The following is a 17,955-nucleotide window of genomic DNA, read 5'->3' as shown; positions in this document are numbered from 1 at the left end:
CCATCCGGCTGCCGGCCTGGTCGGCGGTCAGCGGGCCGTCCGGCCTGCGGTCAGCGGGCCGTCCGGGCCTGCGGTCAGCGCAGGCTGGTGACGATCAACTCGGCCTTCTGGAACTCCTTCACCGAGGAGTAGCCGCACTTGGCCATCACCCGGCGCAGCGACCCGAACAGGTTGCGTTCACCGCTGGGGTCAGCGGTCGGGCCGAGCAGCAATTCCGCCAGCGACGGACGGTCCTGCGGCTCGACGCCGAGATCGACCAGGGCCGAGCGCGGCACCCGGGGATGCGAGGCCGTCGGATCCCAGTAGCGCCCGCCGCCCGGGGCTTCGGCGGCGCCGGCCAGCGCCTCGCCGAGCATCACCGCGTCGGCCCCGCAGACCAGCGCCTTGGCGATGTCGCCGCCGGTGGTGATGTCGCCGTAGGCGATCAGGTGGACGTAGCGGCCGCCGGTCTCGTCCAGGTAGGCGCGCCGGGCCGCGGCCGCGTCGGCGATCGCGGTGGCCATCGGAACGTCGATGCCCAGCGCGGAGTGGGTGGTGGAGCCGGAGTGGGCGCCGTAGCCGACGATCACCCCGGCGGCGCCGGTCCGCATCAGGTGCAGCGCGGTCTGGTAGTTCGACACGCCGCCGACCAGCACCGGGATGTCGAGGTCGGCGATGAAGGTCTTGAGGTTCAGCGCCTCGTCCGCGGCGTCCGGCGAGCCGACGTGCTCGGCCGAGATCACGGTGCCCTGGATGACCAGCAGGTCCACGCCGGCCTTGAGCACCACCGGCGACAGCGCGACGGTGTGCTGCGGCGACAGCCGGACCGCCACCCGGATGCCGGCAGCCTGCAGCTCGCTGGTGCGGCGGGCCAGCAATTCCGGCGAGACCGGTTGGGCGTAGAGCTGCTGCAGCGTGCTGGTGGTGCACCCGGACTCGTCGGCGATGCTGGCCAGCGCGGCGGTGGGGTCGTCGTAGCGGGCCCACAGGCCCTCGCCATTGAGCACCGCGAGGCCGCCGAGCCGGTCGATCTCGGCCGCGGTGTCCGGCGAGACCACGGCGTCCGAGGGCGCGGCCACCAGCGGCAGCTCGAAGGTGTGCGCATCGATCTGCCAGGCGGTCGAGACCACCGACGAGCCCCGGGTGCGCCGGGTGGGCACCAGCGCCACCTCGTCCAGGTGGTAGCCGCGCCGGGCTTCGCGACCCAGTCCGATCTCCACGGTGTCAGGCATGTGCCAAAGTCTGCCCTATGGCCCGCGCCGCGTCGTGCGGGCACGACACCGAGGATGCGGGAGCAGGCATGATCGGACGGCTGCACCACCTCGTGCTGGACTGTCCCGACCCGGACGTGCTGGCGCGCTTCTACTCCGAGCTGCTGGGCTGGCCGATCACCTGGCAGCAACCGGACTGGGTGGTGGTGGCCGCCGACGACCGCTCGTCCGGACTGGCGTTCCAGCCGGTGACCGACTACCGGGCACCGGACTGGCCCGACCCGGCCCGGCCGCAGCAGCTGCACGTCGACGTGATGGTCGATGACCTCGACATCGCCGAGCCGCTGGTGCTGGCCCGGGGTGCTCGCCGGCTGGCTGCCGCGGACCCAGCAGGTCCGGAGCCGGGCTGGCGGGTGTACGCCGACCCGGCCGGCCACCCGTTCTGCCTGGTCCCGCGGCCGTCCTGGGCACCGCCGGTCAACCCCGCCGGGTCGGAGCCGTAGGTGTTCCGGATCGCGTTCCTGGAGCCGAAGATCCCGCCCAACACCGGCAATGCCATCCGGATGGTGGCCGCCACCGGCAGCGAGCTGCACCTGATCGGGCCGCTGGGCTTCGACCTGTCCGACGCCAAGCTGCGCCGGGCCGGACTGGACTACCACGACCTGGCCTCGGTCGTGGTGCATCCCGACCTGCCGGCGGCCTGGAGCGCCTGGGAGGCGGCGGCCTCCGGCGGCAGGGCCCGGGTCTACGCCTTCACCACCCGGGCCACCACCTGGTTCACCGAAGTGGGCTACCAACCCGGCGACGTGCTGCTGTTCGGCACCGAGCCGGTCGGGCTGCCCGCGGCGGTGCTGGCCGACCCGCGGATCAGCGCCGAGGTGCGCATTCCGATGCTGGCCGGCCGCCGCTCGCTGAACCTGTCCAACGCCGCCGCGGTGGCCGCCTATGAGGCCTGGCGCCAGCACGGCTTCGCCGGAGCCTGACCGGGCGGGACCGGCAGGGTCCGGTCGATGCCGCCGCTGCCGGCCGGGCATGATCTGCGTATGCAGACAGCACCGTACGGTTCGTGGAGCTCTCCGATCAGTGCATCCGACCTGGTGGCCAGCGCCCACCCGGTGTCGGGTGGTCGCTATGTGGGCGATCAGGTGTGGTGGACCGAGCAGCGTCCCGCCGAGGCGGGCCGGCAGTCCGTCCGCCGGTTCGGCGCCGACGGCCAGCCGGAGGACGTGCTGCCCCCGCCGTGGAACGCGCGCACCCGGGTCCACGAGTACGGCGGCGCCTCCTGGACTGCCACCCCGGACGGCAGCCTGCTGTTCACCGAGTTCACCGACCAGCGGCTGTACCGGCTGGTGCCCGGCACTGGCGAGCCGGAGCCGCTCACCCCGGCGGGTCCGGTCCCGGCCGGGTTGCGCTACGCCGAGCCGCAACTGTCGGCCGACGGCACCGAGGTGTGGTGCATCCGGGAGAGCCACCAGCCGGACGGCTCGATCCGCCGGGACGTCTGCGCCGTACCGCTGGACGGCTCCGCTGCCGACGATCCCTCCCGGGTCCGGTCGGTGGTGTCCGGCTCGCACTTCCTGACCAACGCCCGGGTGTCGCCGGACGGCAGCAAGCTCGCCTGGATCGCCTGGGAGCACCCGCAGATGCCGTGGGACGGCACCGAGCTGCGGGTGGCCGAGCTGACGCCCGACGGCACCTGTGGCCCGTGGCGCACCCTGATCGGCTCGACCACCGAGTCGGTGCTGCAACCGGAATGGGCCGACAACGATAGCCTGTTCGCCATCAGTGACCGGTCGGGCTGGTGGAACCTGTACCGGGTTCCGTTGACCGGGGACGCCGACCCGCAGCCACTGTGCCCGTGCTCGGAGGACTTCGCCGGCGCGCTGTGGCAGCTCGGCATGCGCTGGTACGCCCCGCTCGGCGACGGCCGGCTGCTGACCGTGCGCACCTTCGGGGAGGACCGGCTGGCGGTGCTGGACCCGGCCACCGGCGAGCTGTCCGAGATCGAGCTGGGCGGCCTGAGCACCGTGGCGCTCAACGGGGTCGGCGACGGCCGCGCGCTGCTGACCTGCGGCGGTGCCCAGGCCGGTACCGGCCTGCGAGCGCTCGACCTGGCCACTGGCGAGATCACCGACCTGCGCTTGAGCAACGACCGGTTGCCGCCGGCCGCCTACCTGCCGCAGGCCCGGTCGATGACCTTCTCCGGCCCGGGCGGCCGGGACGTGCACACCTTCGTCTACCCGCCCAGCAACCCAGATTTCCAGGCACCGGACGGTGAGCTGCCGCCCTACGTCGCGTTCGTGCACGGCGGCCCGACCTCCCGGGTGTCGCCGCTGGTCAACCTCGCCATCGCCTACCTGACCAGCCGCGGCATCGGCGTGGTGGACGTCAACTACGGCGGATCCACCGCCTACGGCCGGGTGTACCGCGACCGGTTGCGCGGCCAGTGGGGAATCGTCGACGTCGAGGACACCGTGGCCGCGGTGCGCGGGCTGGTGGAGGCCGGCATGGCCGACGGCAACCGGCTGGCCATCGAGGGTGGCTCGGCGGGCGGCTGGACGGTGCTGTCGGCGCTGACCGGAACGAAGGTGTTCGCCTGCGGGGTGAGCTACTTCGGCGTCGCGGACCTGGTGAAGTTCGCTCAAGACACCCATGACTACGAATCCCGTTACCTGGACGGGCTGATCGGCCCGCTGCCCGAGGCGCTGCCGCTGTACCAGTCCCGGGCACCGCTGTCGAAGGTGGACCAGCTGTCCTGCCCGGTGCTGCTGCTGCAGGGGCTGGACGACCCGGTGGTGCCGCCGTCGCAGTCTGAGATGTTCCGGGATGCCTTGGTGGCCAAGGGAATTCCGCACGCCTACCTGGCCTACGCCGGTGAGTCGCACGGCTTCCGGCGGGCCGAGACCCAGATCAACGCGACCGAGTCCGCGCTGTCGTTCTACGGGCAGGTGCTGGGCTTCGAACCGCCCGGCGTACCGGTGCTGAAGCTGTGGCGGGCGGCGGAGGACTCCCTGGTCTGAGGGCTGTGCCGAACTGCTAAATCCAAGCCGCACCGGAGCGGCAGGTAGGCGATGCCTACTTGCCGCTCCTGTCGTTCAGCTGAGCTATCCCGTGATCAGGGCACGGAGTAGCGCCAGTTGTAGAGATCGTTGGCCACCGTGGACGTGATCCGGGTGCCGTGGTTGTAGCTGCTGTGGTTCGGGGCGGTGCCGTGGACGTTCATGGTGTGGATGGCTATCACGTTCCACGCGGTGCCGGTCCACTCCATCACCGGGCTGCCGCTCATCCGCTTGACGGTGTCGTTGGCGTAGTAGACCTGATAGGCATCGGCCGCCCGTACCGTGTTGTCGCTACACCACATCGTGTCGACCGTCTTGTCGTACGGGTAGCCGCAGACCCTCGTCGAGTACCCGAGCGTGGGATTCGCGCCGTAGCTCAGCAGGCCGGTGCTGTTGCCTATCGTGCAGTTCAGCTTGAGCGCGCCGTAGTCGAAGGCCTCATTGCCGGGCTGGGTGGAGGTCTGGCCCGAGGTCCAGCCGGCGGGCACATAGGAGGCCACTACCCCGCACGACCCGTACGGCGTGGACGTACCGTTACGGCCCGGCCATACCGTCATGCCGGTGATGTCGAAGGTGCCGTTGGTGACCGCGGTCTTGTCGTAGACGCAGTGGCCCGCGGTCGCGACCATGTTGGGCGCGTACATCCAACCAGTGCACCTGCCGAGGCTGCCGGGCAGCAGGATCTCCACCACGGAGGAATACGGTGGGGTGGTGGTGGCGGTGAGCTGGTACCTGTCATCGTTGGGGTCATAGATGATGCTGGCGTTGGCCGGAGCCACGAACACTAACGTCATGAGCACGGCGAGCAGGCCGGCGGCCAGCGCCGACACGAGCCCTCGAACGCTCGTAAAATAGGTAGATCTCATAGCTTGCCCTCCCAGAGTATCGGTGAGGAATGGTCGTCATCCGGCGACGATCGGTAGCCAATCGGTGGCTGTCCAACTAATCAAGTCGCTCTGCACTATTCAGGATGACCTCACCATTGTAAGCCTAATCGGATGGCAGTGCACGTCTCATCGTGTCGTTGAGGGTAGGGGTTCCACGACCAGTTACCCTGAACCCTTCGATTTTGTAAGGCAATTCTTGGACGATCGATTGCGCGACCGCTGTTCCGCATGATTAACCTTGTTTTTATTGGCCAAGTAATGCTTGACGGACACGGATGCAGCCTGGTAACGGCTCTTTACATTGCGTGCTTACAGTTGAGCGGACAACGTTTTCCCTTACGGTCAAGGTAGAACCGAAGCTCATGGTTCCTACGACACAGAATTGTCAGACCCTTCCCCTAGCGTCTGATGTATGACAGCGGCAGTGATGGCGAACGAGGCGACGGTACGGGCAGCTGCCCTGCCGGCCGCTGTCGCTGAGCTGGCCGGCTGCTCGTTCTCCGCACTAGCCGACGACGACCTGCTGGACGTGCTCCGGCTGGCCGAACGTGCCCGCCGGCAACTGGAGGCGCTCGACTCGACGCTGATCGCCGAACTGGAGGCGCGCAACCTGGCCGGCCGGTACGTGCTGCGCGGGACGAGGCAGTTGCTGTCCGGGCTGCTCAACCTGTCTCCGGCCGAGAGCAGCACCCGGGTGCGGCAGGCACGCGAGCTGGGGCCGCGGACCGGCCTGACCGGCGAACAGCTGCCGCCGCTGCTGCCCGCCGCTGCGGCGGCCCGAGCCGACGGCATCCTCACCGGGCGGCACGTGGAGGTGATCCTCTCGGCGATGGCCAGGCTGCGCGCCGCCCGGCTGCCGGTCGAGCGGCAGGTCGATGCCGAGGCATTCCTGGTCGAGCAGGCGGCCCGCTTCGATGCCGGAACGCTGCGTGGGATCGCCAGGCGGTTGCTGGACACCCTCGACCCGGACGGCACGCTGGCCACCGAGCAGGCTCAGCAGCGGCGGCGGTTCCTCAGCTGCGTGCCCGACAGGGACGGCATGCACCGGCTGACCGCCGACCTCGACTCCGAGACCGCGGCGCTGGCCATGACGGTGCTGCACTCGCTGGCCGCCCCGAAACCGATGTGCGCCGGCGAGCGGGACGAGCGCACCGCCGGGCAGCGGATGCACGATGCCTTCCGCAGCGTGCTCAAGCTCGCCCTGCGGGCCGGTGAGCTGCCGGTCTCGGGCGGGGTGCCCGCGACGGTGCTGATCACCATGACCGCCGAGCAGTTCCAGGCCGGCACCGGACTGGCCGGCACCAGTTTCGGACAGCGGCTCAGCGTCGATCAGGCGCTGCGGATGGCCGACCAGGCGACCATCGCCTGGATCGTGCACAACAGCACCGGTGGCATCCTCGGCTACGGCACCACCCGCCGGGTGGCCAGCGACCGGCAGACTCTGGCGCTGATCGCCCGGGACCAGGGCTGCTGCTTCCCCGGCTGCACCGACCCGCCGGAGTGGACCGAGAAGCATCACGTCATTCCGTGGCGCGCCGGCGGCCGGACCGACCTGGACAACCTCTGCCTGCTGTGCGACTACCACCACGACCGGATCGACACCGGCGGCTGGCAGGTCACCATGCGCGACGGCGTGCCGTGGTTCGTCCCGCCGGCCTGGATCGACCCGGCCCGGCAACCGCAACGCAACGTCCGCCCATGACTGCGCCAGCGGCCGGGACGGCTCAGTGGCCGCCGCGGTTCAATGACCGCTGTAGTTCGGCGCCTCGACCGTCATCCGGATGTCGTGCGGATGCGACTCCTTCAGTCCGGCCGCGGTGATCCGGACGAACTGGGCGTTGCGCTGCAGCTCGGCGATGGTGTGCGCGCCCACGTAGAACATCGACTGCCGCAGGCCGCCGATCAGCTGGTAGGCCACCGCCGCCAGTGGTCCGCGGTAGGGCACCTGGCCCTCGATCCCCTCCGGGACCAGCTTGTCGTTGTCGGTCACGTCGCCCTGGAAGTACCGGTCCTTGGAGAACGACTTGACCCGGCCCCGGCTCTGCATCGCGCCCAGCGACCCCATGCCCCGGTAGGACTTGAACTGCTTGCCGTTGATGAACACCAGCTCGCCCGGCGACTCGTCGCAGCCGGCCAGCAGCGAGCCGAGCATCACGGTGTCCGCACCTGCGGCGAGGGCCTTGGCGATATCGCCGGAGTACTGCAGGCCGCCGTCGCCGATCACCGGCACCCCCGCCGGCCGGCAGGCCAGCGACGCCTCGTAGATCGCGCTGACCTGTGGCACGCCCACCCCGGCAACCACCCGGGTGGTGCAGATCGAACCGGGCCCGACCCCTACCTTGACCCCGTCGGCGCCGGCGTCGACCAGCGCCTGGGCACCGGCCCGGGTGGCCACGTTGCCGCCGACGATGTCGACGTGCGCGGCGGCGGGCTCGGCCTTCAGCCGCCGGATCATCTCGGTGACGCCCGCCGCGTGCCCGTTGGCGGTGTCGACCACCAGCACGTCCACGCCGGCCTCGACGAGGGCCATCGCCCGCTTCCAGGCGTCGTCGAAGAAGCCCACCGCGGCGCCGACCCGCAGCCGCCCGGAGGCGTCCTTGGTGGCCAGCGGGAACTGCTCGCTCTTGGTGAAGTCCTTGACGGTGATCAGGCCCTGCAACCGCCCGGCGGCATCCACCAGCGGCAGCTTCTCGATCTTGTTGCGGGCCAGCAGCCCCAGCGCCACGTCCTTGTGCACGCCGACCTGCGCGGTCACCAGCGGCATCGGCGTCATCACCTCGGCCACCTGGCGCGAGTAGTCGGTCTCGAACCGCAGGTCCCGGTTGGTGATGATGCCCACCAGCAGGCCGTCGCCGTCGACCACCGGCAGCCCGGAGATGCGGTAGCGGGCGCACAGCGCGTCCACGTCGGCCAGCGTCGCCGTCGGCGAGGTGGTCACCGGATGGGTGACCATGCCGGCCTCGGACCGCTTGACCAGGTCCACCTGCTGGGCCTGCTCCTCGATCGAGAGGTTGCGGTGCAGGATGCCGATGCCGCCCTGCCGGGCCATCGCGATCGCCAGCCTGGCCTCGGTCACCGTGTCCATCGCGGCCGACACCAGCGGTACCCGCAGGCTGATGTTGCGCGACAGCCACACCGAGGTGTCCACCTGGCTGGGGATCACGTCGGTGGCGCCGGGCAGCAGCAGCACGTCGTCGAAGGTCAGGCCCAGGGTGGCGAATTTCGCTGGCACGCCGTCGGCCTGATCGGGCACGCTGTAGCCGGGAACGGCACCGCCGCCGGCCTCGTTGTCCCGGTGGGCGTCGCCGCGCCCTGGCACTGGGGGTACTACGCGGTGGTCGGCGACTGCGTCCTGCTCGGGGGTTGCGATGGTCTCAGGGTCTGTCGGGTAGTTGGTGGTCACGCGAACTCCTCGATGCCGATAACCCATCCTAGGGGTGGCTGGGGGCCCACCCCGGGTTCAGCACTCGGCAGTGAGCAAAACCTCAGGGCAGGATCAGGGTTTCCCCTCCTGCCTCCGGTACTCCGAATCCGCAAGTCTGTAGCTCGCAACGTGGCCCGCGCCGGATCCGGCGGGACGGGGACAGCACCCGGCCCCGCCCGGCGGGACGGGGACAAGACCCGGCCCCGCCCGGTGGGCCCAGCAGAATCCGGCTCCGCCCGGCGGTGCCCGACACGACCCGGCTCCGCTCCGGCGAGGCCAGACAGGACCGGCCCGCCCGGCGGGCCACCCGATCTCGGAAGGCAGGACATGAAATCGCCCGTCAGCACCCCGCCCGCCCAGCCTCTGACCAGCGTGCCACCGGCCACCGGCGCGCAGCGCGGCATCGCCGCCCAGGCGATCGACCTCAGCAAGACCTACGGCAGCGGTGACACCCAGGTCCGCGCCCTGAACTCGGTCTCGGTGGACTTCCTGCGCGGCGAGTTCACCGCGATCATGGGCCCGTCCGGCTCGGGCAAGTCCACCCTGATGCACTGCCTGGCCGGCCTGGACACCGCCAGCTCCGGTTCGGTCCGGATCGGCGACACCGAGCTGACCGGCCTGTCGGACAAGAGGATGACCCAACTCCGGCGCGACCGGATCGGCTTCGTGTTCCAGGCCTTCAACCTGGTGCCGACGCTGACCGCGCTGGAGAACATCACCCTGCCGATGGACATCGCCGGCCGGCGCCGGACGCCCGAGGACCAGGCCTGGCTCACCTCGGTGATCGACACCCTGGGGCTGGCTGACCGGCTCGGCCACCGGCCCTCGGAGCTGTCCGGCGGCCAGCAGCAGCGGGTCGCCTGTGCCCGGGCGCTGGCTGGCCGTCCGGAGATCATCTTCGGCGACGAGCCGACCGGCAACCTGGACTCGCGCTCGTCCGGCGAGGTGATGGGCATCCTGCGCAGCTCGGTCACCGAGCTCGGCCAGACCGTGGTGATCGTCACCCACGACCCGCGGGCGGCCAGCTACGCCGATCGGGTGGTGTTCCTGGCCGACGGCCGGATCGTCGACGAGATGCGCGCCCCCACCGCCGACACGGTGCTGGACCGCATGAAGAACCTCGAGCAGGTCTGAGATGAGCAGCTCGACCCCCACCCTGACCCGGCCCGGCGGCAACGGCGACGGCAACGCCGCCCTCCCGGCGGGCTCGGCCGCCACCATGCGCAAGGTCTCGCTGCGCAACCTGGCCGCGCACAAGGTCCGGCTGGTCCTGACCGTGCTGTCGGTGGTGCTCGGCACCGCCTTCGTGGCGGGCTCGTTCGTGTTCACCGACACCCTGCAGCGCACCTTCAACGGCATCTTCGACGACACCGCGGTCGGCGTGGACGTCCGGGTCGCGGCCCGCGACGACAACAGCTCAGGCGTTCCGCTCGCCACCCTGGACCGGCTGCGGGCGGTACCCGGCGTCAGCAAGGTGGAACCCGGCATCACCGGCCAGATCGTGCTGCTGGGCTCCGACGGCAAGGCCGTCAAGGGCGGCGGGGCGCCCAGCCTGGGACTGTCCTACCTGCCGCCCGAGCAGCAGATCGGCGACCAGTTCACCTTCACCGCGGGCAGCCCGCCCGCCCGGCCCGGCGAGATCGCGCTCAACCCCGGCGCCGCCCGGCTGGGCAAGCTGACCGTCGGCTCGCACACCCGGGTGCTGGTGCCCAGCAAGGGCATGCTGGACGTCACCCTGACCGGCATCTACTCCACCAAGACCGAGACCGGCGGCTACATCGGCGCGTTGTTCCCGCAGGCCCAGGCGCTGCAGCTGTTCACCGACGGCCAGCACGTCGGCTACGTCGACATCGCCGGCAACGGCGTCTCGCAGAGCGAGCTGCGCGACCGGATCGCCCAGGCGCTGCCGGAGCTGCAGGCCAAGACCGGCGTGCAGGTCCGCCACGACGCCAAGCAGGAGATCAACAACGCGCTGAAGTTCATCAACTACTTCCTGCTCGCCTTCGGCGCGATCGCGCTGCTGGTCGGCACGTTCATCATCTACAACACCTTCTCGATGCTGGTGGCGCAGCGGGTGCGCGAGCTGGCGCTGCTGCGCGCGATCGGCGCCAGCCGGCGCCAGGTGAGCCGCTCGGTGCTGCTGGAGGCCGCCCTGGTAGGGCTGGCCGGCAGCGCCATCGGCATCGCCGGCGGCGTGGGGCTGGCCTACGGGCTGCGGGCGCTGCTCAACAGCTTCGACGTCGGGCTGCCGTCCGGCGCCCTGCAGTTGCGGCCGCGCACCGTGCTGGTCGCGCTGGCCATCGGCGTCGGCGTCACCCTGTTCAGCGCCTACTCCCCCGCCCGCCGGGCGTCCAAGATCGCCCCGGTGGCCGCGATGCGCGAGGAGTTCGCCTCGACCGGCAGCTCGCTGCGGCTGCGTACCGCGCTCGGCCTGCTGGCGACCGTGCTCGGCGTGGCCGGCCTGCTCGCCGGCGGCCTCGCCGGCTCCGGCGGTGGCGCGGCCGGGCTGATCGGGCTCGGCGCGCTGGGCCTGATCGTGGGCGTGCTGCTCGGCGCACCGGCGCTGTCCCGGCCGGTGATCGGGGTGCTCGGCACCGGTCTCGGCCCGGTGTTCGGCACGGTCGGCCGGCTGGCCCGCACCAACGCGGTGCGCAATCCCCGGCGGACTGCGGCCACCGCCTTCGCGCTGACCCTGGGCCTGATGCTGGTCACCACCATCGCGGTGTTCGGCGCCTCGGCCAAGAAGAGCCTCAACGGCCTGGTCGACAACGGCGTCACCGCCGACTACATCCTGACCGGCCCGGACGCGGTCGGGGTGCCGGTGGCGGCCGCGCCGGCGGCTGCCGAGGTCAGCGGGGTGGCCGCCACCGTGGCGCTGCACCCGGTGCAGGTGAGGATCGACGGCCACACCGAGTACGGCACCGGCGTGGACGGCCCGCTCGGCGACGTGCTGCGCTACCAGGTGGTGCAGGGCAGTGCCGACCTCACCGGCCACACCCTGCTGGTGTCGCAGAAGTGGGCACAGGACAACCACTGGAGCGTCGGCAGCACGGTAACCATGCTCACCCCGGACCAGAACACGGTGCGCACCACGATCGGCGGCATCTACCAGGTCAGCCCGTTGCTGGGCAACTGGCTGGCCTCGGGCAGCCTGTACCGCGAGCTGACCCCGAGCCGGCTGCTCACCGACGAGGTGGTGCTGGTCAAGGCCGCCCCAGGCACCGACCTGGCGGCACTGCGTACCGGCCTGGAGCGGGCCACCGACCCGCTGGTGGTGGTGCAGGTGCAGGACCGCGAGGAGTTCAAGGGCGAGAACGCCAGCCAGATCAACGCCCTGCTGGCGGTGCTCTACGGGCTGCTGGCACTGGCCATCGTGATCGCGGTGCTCGGCATCATCAACACCCTGGCGCTGTCGGTGGTGGAGCGCCGGCGCGAGATCGGCATGCTGCGCGCGGTCGGCGTGCTCCGCCCGCAGCTGCGCCGCACCATCTACCTGGAGTCGATGCTGATCGCGCTGTTCGGCGCGCTGGTGGGGCTGGCCATGGGGCTGGTGTTCGGCAGCCTGTTCGTCCGCACCCTGCGCGATCAGGGCCTGGACCAGGTCTCGGTGCCGGTCGGCCAGGCGGTGCTGATGCTGGTGCTGGCCGGCGTGGTCGGGGTGCTGGCCGCCCTGTGGCCCGCGATCCGGGCCGCCCGGACGCCACCACTGGCCGCGATCGCCGACCTCTGACCGCTGCCGTCAGCTCCGCCGGACCGGCGTGCTGCCCCTGGTGGGTGGCAGGCCGGTCCGGCGGCTTCCCGGTCGAACGCCGGTAAAAAAACCGGGAGAAGAAATCGCCAACGATTGGAACGGAGTGGCCAACGGGCGTTACCGTTGACGGGTGACCTCTCGCGACTCGTTCTCCGATCCGCACAGCGGACCGCTGGATCCGTTCCTGGGAGACCCCAACGATCCGTCGAACCTGTTGGACGATCTGGACCCCGTCGAGCCGCTGACCGACTCCGACCTGCAGGAGATCGCCGCGGACCTCGCCGAGTTGCTGGAGTTCGAGGCCGCGCTCAGCCCGCACGACATCCACGGCATCGTGGTCGACTGCGCCGACTGCGGCGAGCAGCACTACTTCTCCTGGGCGCTGATGGCGGCCAACCTGCGCAGCCTGCTCGGCAACGGCCGTACCGGCGTGCACGAGCCGGCCGCCGAGCCGCTCCCCGAGGCCTACGTGAGCTGGGACTACGCGCGCGGGTTCACCGACGCGCTGGCCCACCGCGGCTGAAATCGCTTTCTACCTGACGCCCCCTGCTCTGTAGCGGCTGACTCAGGGCCGGTAACGACTGCCCGGCATTCGCCAATCGGCGCCTACCTCGGGATACCTGCCGCATCCCGTCAGCGCCTGCCAAGCCGGGCAAAAAGCATTTTCGTATCCACATGCCTACTGTGCGTCACCTTCTGCCGTGCCGTTCGTTGAACGAAGCACTTGACACATTTTTGCCGGTGCAAGTTCGCTCGGGAGGTAACGATGGCGGATGTGTCCCGCTTGCCGACGCCGCGTGCGGAGGACTGGGAGTGGCAGATGCGAGGGGCGTGCCGGGGCCTGGATTCCTCCACGTTCTTCCACCCCGAGAACGAGCGAGGGCCTTCCCGGGTACGCCGGGAGCGGGCCGCCAAGCAGGTCTGCGCGTCGTGCCCGGTGACCCAGGCCTGCTTGAACTGGGCGTTGCGAACCCGCGAGCCGTACGGTGTCTGGGGTGGCAAGTCCACCGAGGAGCGGGCCCAGCTGATCCGGATGCGGGCCAGTTGAGGAGTCGCTGGCCGGCTGGCGAGTCCACTGGCCGGCCAGCCATGCTGCCGGCGGCCGACGATGTCGCCGGCCAGTCGACGACTCGGTTGGCCGGCTGACGCGAGTCGCCGACGGGGGATGCGGGCCAGCTGACACACGCCAGCTCGATGTGGACCAGTTTGATGCGGCCGGCTGACGGCGAAGCGGCGCGGCCGGTCGGGGCCGGCAGCCGATCGGCGGGCGCCGGGCCCGGAAAGGCCAACTCCCCGCTCGCATAGCGGACGATGCGAGCGGGGAGTTCCCTTATTAAGCGCTGCCCCGGCCGGGCCCCGAAGAGAGCCCGAGCCGGTGGCCGGCGGTCAGTGGCTGTGCGAGTGACCGCCATGCGAGTGCGAGTGGCCCTGCGGCTCCGGATCGGCCGGCTTCTCCACGATGGCGGACTCGGTGGACAGCACCAGCCCGGCAACCGAGGCCGCGTTGGCCAGCGCCGCCTTGGTGACCTTGACCGGGTCGACCACCCCGGCCTCGAGCAGGTTCTCGTAGTCGCCGGTCGCGGCGTTGAGGCCGAAGTTCGGCTCCAGCTCGCGGACCTTGCTGACCACCACGTACCCCTCGTGGCCGGCGTTGGTGGCGATCCAGCGCAGCGGCTCGACCAGCGCCTCACGCACGATGGAAGCGCCGGTGGCCTCGTCGCCGGACAGGCTGAGCTTGTCCAATGCCGGCAGCGCGTGCACCAGCGCGGCACCGCCACCGGCGATGATGCCCTGCTCCACCGCGGCCCGGGTCGCGGAGATGGCGTCCTCGATCCGGTGCTTCTTCTCCTTGAGCTCGACCTCGGTGGAAGCACCCACCTTGATCACCCCGACGCCGCCGGCCAGCTTGGCAAGCCGCTCCTGCAGCTTCTCCCGGTCCCAGTCGGAGTCGGTGGTCTCGATCTCGCTGCGGATCTGAGCGATCCGGGCGTCGATGTCGGCCTGGGTGCCGGCACCATGGGTGATCGTGGTCAGGTCCTTGGTGGCCACCACCCGGCCGGCGGACCCGAGGTCCTCCAGGCCGATCTGGTCGAGCTTGAGGCCGACCTCGGGCGAGATGACCTGGGCGCCGGTGACGATGGCCAGGTCCTGCAGGAAGGCCTTGCGGCGGTCGCCGAAGAACGGCGCCTTGACCGCGACCACTGAGAAGGTCTTGCGGATGGCGTTGACCACCAGGGTGGACAGCGCCTCGCCGTCGACGTCCTCGGCCACGATCACCAGCGGCTTGTTGGCCTGGATGACCTTCTCCAGGACCGGCAGCAGGTCGGCGATCGAGGAGATCTTCTGGGTGGTGATCAGCAGGTACGGGTCGTCCAGGGTGGCCGACAGGCCCTCCGGGTCGGTGACGAAGTAGGGCGAGATGTAGCCCTTGTCGAACTGCATGCCCTCGGTGAACTCGAGCTCGGTGGCGAGGGTGTTGGACTCCTCGACGGTGATCACGCCGTCCTTGCCGACCTTGGTCATCGCCTCGCCGATCAGGGCGCCGATCTGGGCGTCCTGGGCGGAGATGGTGGCGACGCCGGAGATGCTGCGCTCGCCCTGCACCGGGGTGGCCGCCGCGTCCAGTGCGGAGCAGATCGCGTCCACGGCCGCGTCGATGCCGCGCTTGAGGCCGGCCGGGTTGGCGCCGGCAGCGATGTTGCGCATGCCGGCGGTGACCAGCGCCTGGGCCAGCACGGTGGCCGTGGTGGTGCCGTCGCCGGCGACGTCGTTGGTCTTGGTGGCCACCGACTTCACCAGCTGCGCACCCAGGTTCTCGAAGGGGTCGGTCAGCTCGATCTCGCGGGCGATGGTGACGCCGTCGTTGGTGATCAGCGGTGCGCCGTAGGACTTGTCGAGCACCACGTTGCGGCCCCGCGGGCCGAGCGTGACCTTGACGGTGTTGGCCAGCTTGTCGACGCCACGCTCGAGCGCGCGCCGGGCGTCCTCGTTGAAGCTGAGGAGCTTCGCCATGAATGGTTCCTCTCTCTGTGCTCAGGTGCCGGGTGCGGTGGCAGCGATCCGGCGAATCCCCGGGCCACCGGCCGGCAGGGGCGCCAAGGATCTGCAAGCCGAGAACGCCCCGGGGCGCGGCGCGCTCCGGGGCTTCGGCGAACGGCTAAGGAACGACTACTTCTCGATGACGGCGAGCACGTCGCGGGCCGAGAGCACCAGGTACTCCTGGCCGGCGTAGCGAACCTCGGTGCCGCCGTACTTGGAGTACAGCACGACGTCGCCCTCGGAGACGTCGATCGGGATGCGGTTGCCCTTGTCGTCGACGCGGCCCGGGCCGACGGCGAGGACGGTGCCCTCCTGCGGCTTCTCCTTGGCGGTGTCGGGAATGACGATGCCGGACGCGGTGGTGGTCTCGGCTTCCAGCGCCTGGACCACGATGCGGTCCTCCAGCGGCTTGATGTTGACCTTGGTGGCGGTCACGCTCAGCTCCCCTCCTGGGGTCTTACCGGTATGGAATGTCATGTTCAGTGTTCGGCGGGGGCTGCCGTCGCGGGGGTCAGCCGTGCCTTGACTAGCACTCTAGCTCTGAGAGTGCCAACGCTCAACACCGGGTCCCGGTGCCCGGCGCGGCGGCCGGGCACCGCCCGTACCGGCAGCCCCGCCGGGGACTAGCCAGGGCTCACCCGTGGCTCAGCGGAAGGTGTTGGCCGTCCAGCTGCGGCCGGCGTCGGTAGTCGTCCAGACGGTGACCGAGCCCACCGCGCCGTCGGCGTCCAGGCCCAGCACCCGGCCCACCGAGGAGCTCTCGAAGCCGATGAAGCCGGCGGCCAGCGGTCCGCCGTCGCCGGTGCGCTGCCAGTGCCGGCCGCCGTCGGTGCTGCGGTAGAGCTGGTCCAGGCTCACCAGCAGGATCTTCGACGAGGCCGCCCCGAGCACCGAGCCGGTCGCAGCACCCAGGCTCGCCGGCGCGGCGTCGAAGTGTGCGCCGCCGTCAGTGGAGGTGACGGTGAACTGTCCGCCGGTACTGCCACGCGGCCGGCACAGGCCGGTGATGGAGCCGTCCGGGGCTACCGTGACCGCGACGGTGTCCACCTCGGCGGCAGCGCCGGAACCCTGCGGGCAGGGCTCGCCGACCTTGCGCCAGCCGGCGCCGGCGTCGGTGGAGGTGAACAGCACCGAGGTGGCGTTCTCGGCCCCGCCGGCGACGTGGCCGAAGGTGGCCAGCACCACCGTCCGGCCGCTGGCGGCCAGTTGCGCACCGGCCGTCTGGCCGCCGGCCGGCAGCGCGACGTCCTGCCAGTCGGCGCTGCCGAGGGCGGCCCGCTGCACCGAGAAGGTGCAGCCGGGCGCGCAGCCGGGCTGTTGCCCGCTCACCCGCAGCGCCGAGCCGTCGACGATCTCCAGCGAGTACGCCGAGCCGCCGGACTGCTTGTGCCAGCTGGCGCCGCCGTCGGTGGTCAGGAAGAGCGAGTTGGGACCGAAGGCGTAGCCGACCTGCGCGGTGGCGAAGCGCAGCCCGCTGACCAGGTCACAGGCGCTCGGGCAGCTGTCGGTCTGGACGAGCCGGGCCTTGGGCGCGGGGATGCCGATCCAGGTCTTGCCCCCGTCGCTGGTACGCGCGATCGAGGTGCAGGGCGGCTGCCCGCACGGCGCGGTGCCCAGCGCCCAGCCGGCGGAATTGCTGATCCAGGTCAGGTCGACCGCGCGGAACCCGGCCGGCACCGCCCCGCCGACCGGACCCGAACCACCGGAGCTGGTGCTCGAGCTGGGAGCGGAACTGGCGGTGGGACTGGAACTGGGTGCCGGGCTGCTCGCACTCGGCGCCGGGGGTGTGCTGGTCGCGACCGGCGGGGTGGTCTGGGCAGCCGGTTGCTGGCGGTCCGCGCGGATCAGCGAGGTGCCGACCAGGGCCGCCGCCACCAGTACCGCCACCAGCGCGGCGGCGGCGGCCGGCAGCAGCCAGCCCTGCCAGGCGGGCCGGCGGGCCGGCTGCCCGACGGCGTTGATGATCCGCTCGGTGAAGACCGGACTGGCCGTGACCGAGCGGGCCTCGGCCATCATCCCGTCCCGCAGCAGGGTGGCAGGTTCGCGTTCGGTGCTCATCGCAGGTTCCCGTTCGTCGGCGAGATGTCTCGCGGGCGGGCTAGGTGCTCGGTCTCGGTGCGCAGCATGGCGAGGCTCCGGCTGACGATGCTGCGCACCGTGCCCTGCCGGCAGCCGAGGTCGGCGGCGATCTCGGCGTCGCTGAGGCCGGAGTAGAACCGCAGCACCAGTACCGCGCGCTGCTTGGCCGGCAGGCTGGCAAGCAGCCCCCGTACCAGTTCCCGGTCGCTCAGCGGCCCGGCCAGGTCGGGGTCGAAGCCACGTTCGGGCAGGTCGGCGACCAGTACCTCGTGGCCGCCGCGCCGCCGGTTGTTGAGGAAGTTGTTCATCAGCGAGCGCCGGACGTAGGCCAGCGGCACGTCGGCGGCCATCACCCGCGACCAGTGCGGGAACAGCCGCAGGAAGGTGTCCTGCACCAGGTCCTCGGCCGAGGCCCGGTCACCGGTCAACAGGTAGGCCGAGCGCAGCAGCACTGTGCTGTGCGCCCGCACGAACGCGGAGAACTCACCGGTCTCGGCCATCGGATGCTCGCTTTCCTCTGCCCTCT

Annotated in this window: 15 protein-coding genes; 8 read left to right on the top strand and 7 right to left on the bottom strand. The window is 70.9% G+C overall.

The window, feature by feature from the left end:
• Window positions 1–74: 74 nt before the first annotated feature.
• Complete coding sequence (locus tag VLJ82_RS06960) at window positions 75–1,211, bottom strand: GuaB3 family IMP dehydrogenase-related protein (RefSeq protein ID WP_408662604.1); 1,137 nt, start codon at window positions 1,209–1,211, stop codon at window positions 75–77.
• 68 nt (window positions 1,212–1,279) lie between these two features.
• On the opposite strand from VLJ82_RS06960, the gene VLJ82_RS06955 reads away from it, so the two are divergent.
• From VLJ82_RS06955 to VLJ82_RS06945, 3 genes are read left to right on the top strand one after another with little or no spacing between them, the layout of a single operon-like run.
• Window positions 1,280–1,693 carry a VOC family protein gene (locus VLJ82_RS06955; RefSeq protein WP_408662603.1) on the top strand — a complete coding sequence of 138 codons (414 nt, stop codon included), beginning with the start codon at window positions 1,280–1,282 and terminating at the stop codon, window positions 1,691–1,693.
• On the top strand, window positions 1,694–2,173 hold the full coding sequence (locus VLJ82_RS06950) for a tRNA (cytidine(34)-2'-O)-methyltransferase (RefSeq protein WP_408662602.1): 480 nt from the start codon (window positions 1,694–1,696) through the stop codon (window positions 2,171–2,173).
• 60 nt (window positions 2,174–2,233) lie between these two features.
• On the top strand, window positions 2,234–4,210 hold the full coding sequence (locus VLJ82_RS06945; protein WP_408662601.1) for a S9 family peptidase: 1,977 nt from the start codon (window positions 2,234–2,236) through the stop codon (window positions 4,208–4,210).
• A 95-nt stretch (window positions 4,211–4,305) separates the two neighbouring features.
• On the opposite strand, the gene VLJ82_RS06940 is transcribed toward VLJ82_RS06945, so the two are convergent.
• A complete protein-coding gene (locus VLJ82_RS06940) occupies window positions 4,306–5,043 on the bottom strand; it encodes a trypsin-like serine peptidase (protein WP_408662600.1) in 738 nt (245 codons plus the stop codon).
• Window positions 5,044–5,548: 505 nt separating this feature from the next.
• Here VLJ82_RS06940 and VLJ82_RS06935 point away from each other — a divergent pair.
• Window positions 5,549–6,838: an HNH endonuclease signature motif containing protein gene (locus VLJ82_RS06935; RefSeq protein ID WP_408662599.1), complete on the top strand. Its 1,290-nt coding sequence runs from the start codon at window positions 5,549–5,551 to the stop codon at window positions 6,836–6,838.
• A 39-nt stretch (window positions 6,839–6,877) separates the two neighbouring features.
• On the opposite strand, the gene guaB is transcribed toward VLJ82_RS06935, so the two are convergent.
• A complete protein-coding gene (guaB, locus tag VLJ82_RS06930; RefSeq protein ID WP_408662606.1) occupies window positions 6,878–8,389 on the bottom strand; it encodes an IMP dehydrogenase in 1,512 nt (503 codons plus the stop codon).
• A gap of 498 nt (window positions 8,390–8,887) precedes the next feature.
• Between guaB and VLJ82_RS06925 the strand changes: the two genes are divergently transcribed.
• From VLJ82_RS06925 to VLJ82_RS06910, 4 genes are all read left to right on the top strand, one after another.
• Window positions 8,888–9,694: an ABC transporter ATP-binding protein gene (locus VLJ82_RS06925; RefSeq protein ID WP_408662598.1), complete on the top strand. Its 807-nt coding sequence runs from the start codon at window positions 8,888–8,890 to the stop codon at window positions 9,692–9,694.
• Window positions 9,695–9,779: 85 nt separating this feature from the next.
• A complete protein-coding gene (locus tag VLJ82_RS06920) occupies window positions 9,780–12,290 on the top strand; it encodes an ABC transporter permease (RefSeq protein ID WP_408662605.1) in 2,511 nt (836 codons plus the stop codon).
• A gap of 151 nt (window positions 12,291–12,441) precedes the next feature.
• Complete coding sequence (locus VLJ82_RS06915; protein ID WP_408662597.1) at window positions 12,442–12,834, top strand: DUF5319 domain-containing protein; 393 nt, start codon at window positions 12,442–12,444, stop codon at window positions 12,832–12,834.
• 243 nt (window positions 12,835–13,077) lie between these two features.
• Entirely contained in the window at window positions 13,078–13,359 is a 282-nt protein-coding gene (locus VLJ82_RS06910) for a WhiB family transcriptional regulator (RefSeq protein WP_408662596.1), read from the top strand.
• A 338-nt stretch (window positions 13,360–13,697) separates the two neighbouring features.
• On the opposite strand, the gene groL is transcribed toward VLJ82_RS06910, so the two are convergent.
• The 4 genes from groL to VLJ82_RS06890 all read right to left on the bottom strand — a co-directional run bounded on the left by groL (window position 13,698) and on the right by VLJ82_RS06890 (window position 17,929).
• On the bottom strand, window positions 13,698–15,323 hold the full coding sequence (gene groL / locus VLJ82_RS06905) for a chaperonin GroEL (RefSeq protein WP_408662595.1): 1,626 nt from the start codon (window positions 15,321–15,323) through the stop codon (window positions 13,698–13,700).
• A 156-nt stretch (window positions 15,324–15,479) separates the two neighbouring features.
• Complete coding sequence (gene groES, locus VLJ82_RS06900; RefSeq protein WP_408662594.1) at window positions 15,480–15,827, bottom strand: co-chaperone GroES; 348 nt, start codon at window positions 15,825–15,827, stop codon at window positions 15,480–15,482.
• A gap of 168 nt (window positions 15,828–15,995) precedes the next feature.
• Window positions 15,996–17,408 carry a WD40/YVTN/BNR-like repeat-containing protein gene (locus tag VLJ82_RS06895; RefSeq protein ID WP_408662593.1) on the bottom strand — a complete coding sequence of 471 codons (1,413 nt, stop codon included), beginning with the start codon at window positions 17,406–17,408 and terminating at the stop codon, window positions 15,996–15,998.
• On the bottom strand, window positions 17,405–17,929 hold the full coding sequence (locus tag VLJ82_RS06890) for a SigE family RNA polymerase sigma factor (RefSeq protein WP_408662592.1): 525 nt from the start codon (window positions 17,927–17,929) through the stop codon (window positions 17,405–17,407). Before VLJ82_RS06890 ends, VLJ82_RS06895 begins: the two co-directional genes overlap by 4 nt.
• Window positions 17,930–17,955 lie beyond the last annotated feature (26 nt).

The organism is Jatrophihabitans sp. (genome assembly GCF_035474675.1).
Classification (GTDB): Bacteria; Actinomycetota; Actinomycetes; order Mycobacteriales; family Jatrophihabitantaceae; genus Jatrophihabitans_A.
Note: the sequence above shows the minus strand (reverse complement) of the source record. Positions and strands in the feature narration are given on the sequence as shown.